The organism is Methylobacterium sp. 275MFSha3.1, assembly GCF_900108435.1.
Lineage (GTDB): Bacteria > Pseudomonadota > Alphaproteobacteria > Rhizobiales > Beijerinckiaceae > Methylobacterium.
Genome location: NZ_FNWP01000062.1, coordinates 1 through 7,484 on the forward strand (window position 1 = coordinate 1; position 7,484 = coordinate 7,484).

The following is a 7,484-nucleotide window of genomic DNA, read 5'->3' on the forward strand; positions in this document are numbered from 1 at the left end:
TGTTCCGGTTACGGCCGAAGTCGAGGTACTGGGCGTCGGCCTCGACACCGATCACGAGGCCGGAGCCGGGGGTGATCTGCCAGTTGTAGCCGATCTGGCCACCGCCGGAGAAGCCGTCCTGGCTGCGGTTGCGGAAGGAGGCGACGGTGCCGGGGGCGGCGTAGGGGAAGGGGACGGCGAAGGTGTTGCCGGTGTTGCGGTCGCTGGCGTCGAAGGCGTAGCCGGCGTTGATACCGAAGTAGGCGCCGGTCCAGGTGAAGACCGGGACGGGGGTGAACACCGGCGGCGGGGCGGCGCGGCGCGGCAGGTCGGCGGCCGAGGCGGCGCCGGTCAGGAGAGCCGTGGCGGCGCTCGCGAGCAGAAGCTTCTTGATCATCTGGTCCTCTGTCTCCCGTTGGACGGGATGTGTGCGGGGCGGACAGGACGTCAGGATGTGCGGGCGCGATAGTGCATTGTTGCAACAGCGCCGGCGGGGGTCCGGAGCCGGTGGACCGAAAGGTGCGCTGGAGCACATCATCGCGGCGTCGTGATCCGGTGTCGCGGAACTATTTCGCGACTTCTGTCGCGGAGGTCCGCCGCGACGACCAATATGCGCACGCTGCGACCGCACATCTCCGCGCGCCCGATTCCGTCGGCGAAACGCTTGATCCAGGTTGTTGCCCACCGCGCCAGTGCCCGACAGACTTGTACAGTGGCACCGCATGGGTCGTTGCCCGATCGATCGGAGTGCTCGCGGCCGCGTCCCACATGGATGAACTCTCCCTGGATCCCGCCTCGGGTCTGGTTCGGGCCGCCCACCGCCTGGCGACCGCCCGGTCCCTGGAGGACACGGTCGCGATCCTGCGCGAGACCGCGCGGGAGATCGCGGGCTCCGACGGGATCGCGGTGGTTCTGCGCGAGGGCGACGCCTCCTTCTACGCCGCCGAGGACGCCATCGAGCCGCTGTGGCGCGGCCGCAGGTTCCCGCTGACGGCGTGCATCTCGGGCCGCGCGATGCTCGACGACGCGACCATCGTGATCCCGGACATCGAGTGCGATCCCCGGGTGCCGCTCGCCCTCTACCGCCTGACCTCGATGCGCAGCCTCGTGATGGTTCCGATCGGCTCGCCGGAGCCCGTCGCCGCACTGGGCGCCTACTGGTGCGCCTCGGTCATCCCGGACGACGCGACGGTCCGCCGGCTCGAGGATCTGGCCCGGCACGCGGCCACCGCCCTGGCGCGGCCGCGCCCGGCGGGATCGTGACGGCCGCGGCCGCGCGGGTCCGCGGCCGCAGGATCCCGTTCCGGCCGGGATCGATCGGCCGTCCCGGCCGTTCCCCGCCCTCAGGCCCCCGCACGGAAGACCCAGACCCGCCACATGAAGCGCCTCACCCTCATCGGCATCTTCATCGTCCTGCTGCTCGCCATCGTGGCGATCGCGGCCACGTGGTCGAAGGTCACGCCCGTCAATCCGGCAGTCGCGCCGGACACGTCCGCGACGCCCAACCCCACCGGCGAGCGGAAATGAGGCCGCGCTGACGCATCGCCCGGTACGCCGGTCCTGATCGGGGACGGGGCCGGACCGCCCGGTCCCGGTGACCGCGCCGGCCGCGCGGGGAACATGCGGCGACCTCCCGCCTTGGCCCTACACGAAGGACCGCAGGGAGGGACGGATGGGACAGGATGTCGACGCCGCACGCGAGGCCCTGGGGACGGTCCCGCCGGGCCGGCCGGCAGCCCCGGAGAAGCGGGCCGACCCGGCGGCCGGCGGCAGCGGTCCCCACGCCCCGGGCCCCGTTGAGCCCGGCTCCGACGCGGCGCCGGAGAGCGGCGGCTACGACACCCGACCGCCCGCGCCGCAGTCCGACAACCGGAAGGGCGGGTACGGCGCCGGCTGAGGCGCGCGAACCCCCTTCATCCGTCCATCGCCCTCAAGGCGCGGCGCTTTGCCTGTGCCGGGGCGCGCGGGTCGCCCGTCGAAGTCGCCTGCGGGCGCGCGGGGTCGCTCGGCGGCGCTGATCGGCGTCGTTCGAGGCTGTCGCGCGGTCAGCCGGGTCGCCCCCCGTCCGGACGCGCCGAGATCCTCTGCGGTCGATGCAGACGTGCAACGAACGGCGCACCCGTCGGCCTCCGCACGGCGCGAGAAAATCTAGAGATATTCATCGAGTCTTCGTTCTATATTTACGCTGTTTAAACCCTTGCCGCGCCCAAACCGTGGGAACGTAAATCGCTCGCTGAAAGTCCGATCATGAATGAGACCTTCGATGAGACATCCAACACCTTGGCCGTGATGACCGCCGAGCTTGTGGCCGCCTACGTGTCGAACAATCCGGTGCCGGCCGCGGAGCTGCCGGCCCTGATCGCACGGGTGCACGGCGCGATCAGCGGACTCGTCGCCGGGACGCCGGCGGCGCAGGCCGGCGCGGCCCCGCAGGCCGAGGTCGAGAAGCCGAGCGCGGCCCAGATCCGCAAGTCGGTCCGGCACGACGGGATCGTCAGCTTCATCGACGGCAAGCTCTATAAGACGCTGAAGCGCCACTTGGCCAGCCACGGCCTGGATCCGCGCAGCTACCGCGACAGCTACGGCCTGCCGACCGACTATCCGATGGTCGCCCCCGGTTACGCCGAGCAGCGCTCCGCCCTCGCCAAGGCGATCGGCCTCGGCCAGCCCGGCGCCATGGCGCGGCGCGGCGGCACGGACCACTGATCCCCGACAGGCGCGTCGCCGCCCGGGCGGCGAGACCGCCGGCTGCCCGGCCGACCGCGCGGGTATCGCCGGGCGGTCAACCCTCCGGGCCGGCGCGGCGCTGCTCCCGGACCCCGCCCGCCCCGGTGCGGCCGCGGGCGTAGCCCAGCGATATCAGCCCGCCCTGCCGGGCGAGGCGCCGCTCCAGCGCGTCGAGATCGACCAGAGCGTCCGCGATGGCCGCGACGAGCGCGGCCCACGCGTCACCCTTCGCCGCCCTGTGATAGGCCACGGCGATCGTCTCGGCCTCCCTGAGACGAATCTCCGCAGGGGCCGCCTCGGGATCTGGGTGCATCGCCGTCCGAATCCGTATAGAACATATCACGAACAAAGCGCATCGGCGCGGTGGGTTCAACCGCGGATGCGCCCCGTTCTCGGATCGCGGTGGAGTGCTGTGGATTGATCGAGGGAAGCTCAATGCCGACGCGGCTTTACCGCTTCCACTGCACGGACGGCCACGAGCTGGTGACCGACCTGCGCGGCAGCCGGTTTCCGAACGCGGCGCAGGTGCGGGCCCACGCCGATCGGGTCGCGCTCGCGCTGATGGAGCGGGTCGTGGAGCGGTTCGACTGGTCGGGCTGGCAGGTCGAGGTCTACGACGCCAAGGGGCGCCGGGTCTGGATCCGGGCGTTCCCGGATGTGTGCGTCGACAGGCGGGCCGCCTGAGACGGGTGGCCGAGCAGAAGGAGAAGCAGATGGCGTTCAAGCCGAGATCCGCCGCCGAGACCAAGGCGCGCGACCTGGGTCTGGCCCTGGCCCGGATCGCCGAGGACGCGGGCACGCCGGCCCATATCGGCGTCGACCGCTTGCGGCGCGCGAGTCCCCGGCTGACCCCACTCGCAGTGGGTCAGATGGTGCGCCGGGAGCGGGACACCGTCGAGGCGACCCTGGCCGAGCGCGGTCTGGCGCTCGTCGACTATTCCGATCAGGGGCCGGGTCGCGGGATGGAATTCGTCATCGACGCGGCGGCCTGAGCGGCGCGGGTCAGGCCGCCGCCGGGCGGCTCCGCAGAAGGCGGCCGACCAGGCGGAACGGCAGGAGCGGCAGCTTGATCAGCGCCGTGACCACCAGCACCGCCACGACGGTGAGAAGCGCGAGAACAGAGTTCATCATGCGCGTCGGACTCCCATGACCGGCTCGCCCCTCGGGCCGGGTGCGCTACGAGGCGCCCGGATCACGGCGAGACTATGGACGGTCGGGCGCCATTCGGTCGCAGCCGGACATCCGCGCGGGGCACTGGATACCGGGCCCCGTTCGGGCGGTTCTTCCCGGCAGGCCTGCCCCGGTCAGGCCGCCACACGCGGAGAGGAGTTCGGTATGCGCACGCGTCTCGCCGGAAGATCGGCCGCGCTCGCCGCCGCGGCCGCACTCTCGGTGATCGGGGCGTCCGCGGTCCCCGCCCGGGCACAGCCGGCGGCACAGGCGCAGGTGACCGTGCGCTACGCCGCGCCGGAGCGGTTCACCGATGCCGAGAACCGCTTCGGCTCCGGGCAGCCGCTCCGGGTCACCCTGGCTGAGCTGACCCGGATCTTCACGGATCTCGGCACGGCGCGGCTCCGCCCCGACGAGCGTCTCGACATCACGGTGCTCGACGTCGATCTGGCGGGCTTCGACCGGCCCGGCTTCGCGACCCCGACCGGCCTGCGGGTCGTGACGGACGCCACGCCGCCGCGGATCCGCCTCGCCTACAGCCTGCGTCGCGGCGGCCGCACCGTGGCGCAGGGCGCGGACACGGTGACGGACATCAACTTCCTACTGACGTCCAATCCCCGCTTCTCCACCGGCGGCCTCTACTACGAGCGGCAGATCCTGCGCGACTGGTTCGCCCGGCGCTTCCCGGAGCCCGCGGGCCGCGGCTAGAACCCGTCTGCCGGCCCGACGACGCGACCGGGCCGGAGCCGGCGGCGCCCCTACCGGGCAGAGGAGCGGTGTAGTAGCGTCGGCGTGACCCGCACGCCGGGCCGGCCGACCCGACCGGCCGCGGACCGGGCTTCCACCCTCTGCGCTCGCCTGAGCCGGAGTCTCACGAGTCGGTCACCGCATGAGCGAGGCCCGCATCTTCTCGGCCGGCTGCAGCGAACTCGCCGACCTCGTCCGGAGCTTCGACTGGGCGAGGACGCCGCTGGGTCCCATCGCCGACTGGCCGCAGAGCCTGGTCTTCGCGGTCAGCACGCTGCTGCAATCGCCGGTGCCGATCGTGCTGCTCTGGGGCGAGGACGGCATCATGATCTACAACGACGCCTATTCGGGCTTCGCGGGCGGCCGCCATCCCGAGCTCCTCGGCTCGAAGGTGCGCGAGGGCTGGCCGGAGGTCGCCGACTTCAACGACAACGTCATGCGCGTCGGCCTCGCCGGCGGGACGCTGTCGTACAAGGACCAGCAACTGACCCTGCACCGCTACGGCCGGCCCGAGCCGGTCTGGATGAATCTCGACTACTCGCCGGTCTTCGGGGAGGACGGGCGCCCGGCCGGGGTCATCGCCATCGTGGTCGAGAGCACCGAGCGGGTTCTGGCCGAGCGCCGCCTGCGCGCGAGCGAGGAGCTGTTCCGCACCCTCGCCCAGGGCATCCCCCAACTCGTCTGGCGCGCCGCGATCGACGGGGCCTGCATCTGGTCGAGCCCGCAATGGCACGCCTATACCGGGCAGACCGACGCGACGAGCCTGGGCTGGGGCTGGCTGGCGGCGGTCCATCCGGACGATGAGGCGGTCGCCGCGGCCGCGTGGCGCGACGCGCCGGTGAGCGGCCACCTCTCCTTCGAGCACCGGCTCCGCAACGCCGCCGAGGACCGGTTCTGCTGGTTCCAGACCCGCGCCGCGCCGGTCCGCGACGCGCAGGGCCGGATCGTCGAGTGGCTCGGCACCTCGACCGACATCGACGATCTGCGCCAGCTCCAGGAGCGGCAGCAGGTCATGGTCGCCGAGCTGCAGCACCGGACCCGGAACCTCCTCGGCGTCGTGCGCTCCATCGCCAAGCAGACCATGGCCCAGACCGGGCCCGGCGAGACGTTCCGGCAGCGGTTCAACGATCGCCTGTCCGCCCTCTCGCGGGTCCAGGGCCTCCTCTCGCGCTCCGATCAGGAACCGATCACGCTCCGCTCCCTGATCGAGACGGAGCTCGCCGCCCTCGACGCCCCGGCCATGCCGGCGCGCATCCGGCTGCACGGGCCCGTGGTGCGGCTGCGCAAGGCGACGGTGCAGACCTTCGCGCTGGCCCTGCACGAGCTCGCCACCAACGCGCTGAAATACGGCGCGCTCACCACCGCGCAGGGACGCCTGAGCGTGACGTGGCGGACCTACCGGGCGGACGACGGCGGCGGCCGGCTGCTGGTGGAATGGGTGGAGGAGGGTCTCGTTCGCGGACCGGAGCTGGCGGACGCGGCGCCGCGGGGCGGCTACGGTCGGGAACTGATCGAGCACGCCCTGCCCTACGCCCTGAAGGCGACGACCAGCTACGAACTCGGCGCCACGGCGCTACATTGCTCGATCAACATCCCGCTCCCCGAGGGAGAGGCCGCAGGCAACCCCACATGACCTCGAAACCACGCGCGCTGGCCGGCAGGCGGGTCCTGCTCGTCGAGGACGACTACTTCATCGCCGTCGATCTCAAGTCCGGCTTCGAGGAAGGCGGCGCTCAGGTGCTGGGTCCGGTCGCGAGCGTCGGCGAGGCGCTGGCGCTGATCGCCGGCACGACCGAGATCGACGCCGCGGTCCTCGACATCAACCTGCAGGACGAGCTGGTCTATCCGGTGGCCGACGCGCTGCACGCGCGCGGCGTGCCCTTCCTGTTCGCGACCGGCTACGATCCGGTCGCCGTGCCGTCGCTCCACGGCGCCGTCGCCCTCTGCCAGAAGCCGATCGACCCGCAGGTCGTAGCGCGGGCGCTGTTCGGCTGACATTTCCCGGTTGCCGGTGGCGAGGGCCGAGGCAGCGCGGCGGATGTTTCCCGTGAAACATCCGCGCGGGCATCGATCCCGCGCCGCCGCCGGCGCCGCACGTCAGCGATCCCCGAAGAGGCGCGCGATCGCGCCGGCGGCCAGCCACAGGCCTCTCAGGAGCCACCAGACTAGCCGGCCCGCCTGGACCAGCAGCTCGACGGCTTCGAGACCGTCGAGCACGCGCCGGAAGAAGCCGCGCCGGCGGGCTGCCGGTGCGGGCTCGGGCGGTGGCTTATCCGGGCCGTCTCTCCCGCGCATGCGCGCCTCCGGACCACGGCGCCGGCCGGTTAAAGGCGGCGCCCCTCACCACGCGGCCTGGAGGCCGGCGGTGAACACCTGGGCGGTGGCGCCCGGGCGGACGTCGCCGGTATAGCCCACCGACAGCCGCACGCCCGCGGCGACCGCCCCCGTCAGGCTCACCCCCAGAACCGCGCCGTCCCGGCCCAGCGCGCTCGTCCGGCCCGCGAACCCCGCCCCGAACAGGCTCGAGCGGATCACCGCCGCCGTGTCGGCCAGCTCGTGCGCCCAGTACGCCCGACCCTCCAGGCGCAGGTCCGGAATGCCCGCCAACGCCCAGCTCGTCACCCGCCCGCCGACCAGGCTGCGCGCCGCGTCGAGATCCGCCACCGCGAAGCCCTGCCCGCCGAAGCCCTGCCCGCCGAAGCCCTGCCCGACCAGACCGCCCCGCTCGGACACACGGCCCCGCGTCAGCCGGTCGTAGCTGAAGCCCACCTCCGGCACGACCTCGACCGGCAGGCCGGTCGCCAGCGCGTAGCCGGCAAAGCCCGACACCCCGCCGTTCCAGCCCGACGACACCCCGCTCG

The 7,484-nt window shown here is 72.6% G+C and carries 13 protein-coding genes and 1 pseudogene; 9 read left to right on the forward strand and 5 right to left on the reverse strand.

Annotated elements, in window-relative coordinates; all coding sequences use genetic code 11:
- Positions 1 to 376 (reverse strand): annotated as a pseudogene (locus BLW78_RS30500) (porin family protein); the annotation flags it as partial.
- Positions 377 to 747: 371 nt separating this feature from the next.
- Here BLW78_RS30500 and BLW78_RS30505 point away from each other — a divergent pair.
- From BLW78_RS30505 to BLW78_RS30515, 4 genes are all read left to right on the forward strand, one after another.
- Entirely contained in the window at positions 748 to 1,242 is a 495-nt protein-coding gene (locus BLW78_RS30505; protein WP_091684063.1) for a GAF domain-containing protein, read from the forward strand.
- 114 nt (positions 1,243 to 1,356) lie between these two features.
- Positions 1,357 to 1,506 (forward strand): hypothetical protein, encoded by a 150-nt coding sequence (locus BLW78_RS31605; RefSeq protein ID WP_020096531.1) that lies wholly within the window; start codon positions 1,357 to 1,359, stop codon positions 1,504 to 1,506.
- A gap of 145 nt (positions 1,507 to 1,651) precedes the next feature.
- Positions 1,652 to 1,876, forward strand: coding sequence for a hypothetical protein (locus BLW78_RS30510; RefSeq protein ID WP_091684055.1), 225 nt, complete (start codon positions 1,652 to 1,654; stop codon positions 1,874 to 1,876).
- Positions 1,877 to 2,226: 350 nt separating this feature from the next.
- Positions 2,227 to 2,685, forward strand: coding sequence for a Ros/MucR family transcriptional regulator (locus tag BLW78_RS30515; RefSeq protein ID WP_020096529.1), 459 nt, complete (start codon positions 2,227 to 2,229; stop codon positions 2,683 to 2,685).
- Between the two features lie 76 nt (positions 2,686 to 2,761).
- Here the strand turns inward: BLW78_RS30515 and BLW78_RS30520 are convergent, their stop codons facing one another.
- Entirely contained in the window at positions 2,762 to 3,019 is a 258-nt protein-coding gene (locus BLW78_RS30520; protein WP_091684057.1) for a hypothetical protein, read from the reverse strand.
- Positions 3,020 to 3,141: 122 nt separating this feature from the next.
- On the opposite strand from BLW78_RS30520, the gene BLW78_RS30525 reads away from it, so the two are divergent.
- Both BLW78_RS30525 and BLW78_RS30530 read left to right on the forward strand, forming a co-directional pair.
- Positions 3,142 to 3,390, forward strand: coding sequence for a DUF6894 family protein (locus BLW78_RS30525; RefSeq protein WP_020096527.1), 249 nt, complete (start codon positions 3,142 to 3,144; stop codon positions 3,388 to 3,390).
- 29 nt (positions 3,391 to 3,419) lie between these two features.
- Positions 3,420 to 3,698: a hypothetical protein gene (locus BLW78_RS30530; RefSeq protein WP_026605481.1), complete on the forward strand. Its 279-nt coding sequence runs from the start codon at positions 3,420 to 3,422 to the stop codon at positions 3,696 to 3,698.
- Between the two features lie 10 nt (positions 3,699 to 3,708).
- On the opposite strand, the gene BLW78_RS32140 is transcribed toward BLW78_RS30530, so the two are convergent.
- A complete protein-coding gene (locus tag BLW78_RS32140; RefSeq protein WP_020096525.1) occupies positions 3,709 to 3,837 on the reverse strand; it encodes a hypothetical protein in 129 nt (42 codons plus the stop codon).
- A 204-nt stretch (positions 3,838 to 4,041) separates the two neighbouring features.
- Between BLW78_RS32140 and BLW78_RS30535 the strand changes: the two genes are divergently transcribed.
- From BLW78_RS30535 to BLW78_RS30545, 3 genes are all read left to right on the forward strand, one after another.
- Entirely contained in the window at positions 4,042 to 4,584 is a 543-nt protein-coding gene (locus tag BLW78_RS30535) for a DUF3016 domain-containing protein (RefSeq protein ID WP_091684059.1), read from the forward strand.
- Between the two features lie 181 nt (positions 4,585 to 4,765).
- Positions 4,766 to 6,256 carry a sensor histidine kinase gene (locus BLW78_RS30540; RefSeq protein WP_091684061.1) on the forward strand — a complete coding sequence of 497 codons (1,491 nt, stop codon included), beginning with the start codon at positions 4,766 to 4,768 and terminating at the stop codon, positions 6,254 to 6,256.
- Complete coding sequence (locus BLW78_RS30545) at positions 6,253 to 6,618, forward strand: response regulator (RefSeq protein WP_042672258.1); 366 nt, start codon at positions 6,253 to 6,255, stop codon at positions 6,616 to 6,618. The genes BLW78_RS30540 and BLW78_RS30545 overlap by 4 nt, the downstream gene beginning before the upstream one ends.
- Before the next feature lie 102 nt (positions 6,619 to 6,720).
- Here the strand turns inward: BLW78_RS30545 and BLW78_RS30550 are convergent, their stop codons facing one another.
- A complete protein-coding gene (locus BLW78_RS30550) occupies positions 6,721 to 6,918 on the reverse strand; it encodes a hypothetical protein (protein WP_020096521.1) in 198 nt (65 codons plus the stop codon).
- 45 nt (positions 6,919 to 6,963) lie between these two features.
- Positions 6,964 to 7,484: autotransporter domain-containing protein (locus tag BLW78_RS30555; RefSeq protein WP_139307807.1), on the reverse strand; the 521-nt coding region annotated here is incomplete at its 5' end.

Excerpts from the sequence above, each read along its gene's own strand:
- BLW78_RS30540 (WP_091684061.1), top strand. The coding sequence starts at position 4,766 with ATGAGCGAGGCCCGCATCTTCTCGGCCGGCTGCAGCGAACTCGCCGAC.
- BLW78_RS30550 (WP_020096521.1), bottom strand. The coding sequence starts at position 6,918 with ATGCGCGGGAGAGACGGCCCGGATAAGCCACCGCCCGAGCCCGCACCG.
- BLW78_RS30545 (WP_042672258.1), top strand. The coding sequence starts at position 6,253 with ATGACCTCGAAACCACGCGCGCTGGCCGGCAGGCGGGTCCTGCTCGTC.
- BLW78_RS30530 (WP_026605481.1), top strand. The coding sequence starts at position 3,420 with ATGGCGTTCAAGCCGAGATCCGCCGCCGAGACCAAGGCGCGCGACCTG.
- BLW78_RS30505 (WP_091684063.1), top strand. The coding sequence starts at position 748 with ATGGATGAACTCTCCCTGGATCCCGCCTCGGGTCTGGTTCGGGCCGCC.
- BLW78_RS30510 (WP_091684055.1), top strand. The coding sequence starts at position 1,652 with ATGGGACAGGATGTCGACGCCGCACGCGAGGCCCTGGGGACGGTCCCG.
- BLW78_RS30525 (WP_020096527.1), top strand. The coding sequence starts at position 3,142 with ATGCCGACGCGGCTTTACCGCTTCCACTGCACGGACGGCCACGAGCTG.
- BLW78_RS30515 (WP_020096529.1), top strand. The coding sequence starts at position 2,227 with ATGAATGAGACCTTCGATGAGACATCCAACACCTTGGCCGTGATGACC.
- BLW78_RS30535 (WP_091684059.1), top strand. The coding sequence starts at position 4,042 with ATGCGCACGCGTCTCGCCGGAAGATCGGCCGCGCTCGCCGCCGCGGCC.
- BLW78_RS32140 (WP_020096525.1), bottom strand. The coding sequence starts at position 3,837 with ATGATGAACTCTGTTCTCGCGCTTCTCACCGTCGTGGCGGTGCTGGTG.
- BLW78_RS30520 (WP_091684057.1), bottom strand. The coding sequence starts at position 3,019 with ATGCACCCAGATCCCGAGGCGGCCCCTGCGGAGATTCGTCTCAGGGAG.
- BLW78_RS31605 (WP_020096531.1), top strand. The coding sequence starts at position 1,357 with ATGAAGCGCCTCACCCTCATCGGCATCTTCATCGTCCTGCTGCTCGCC.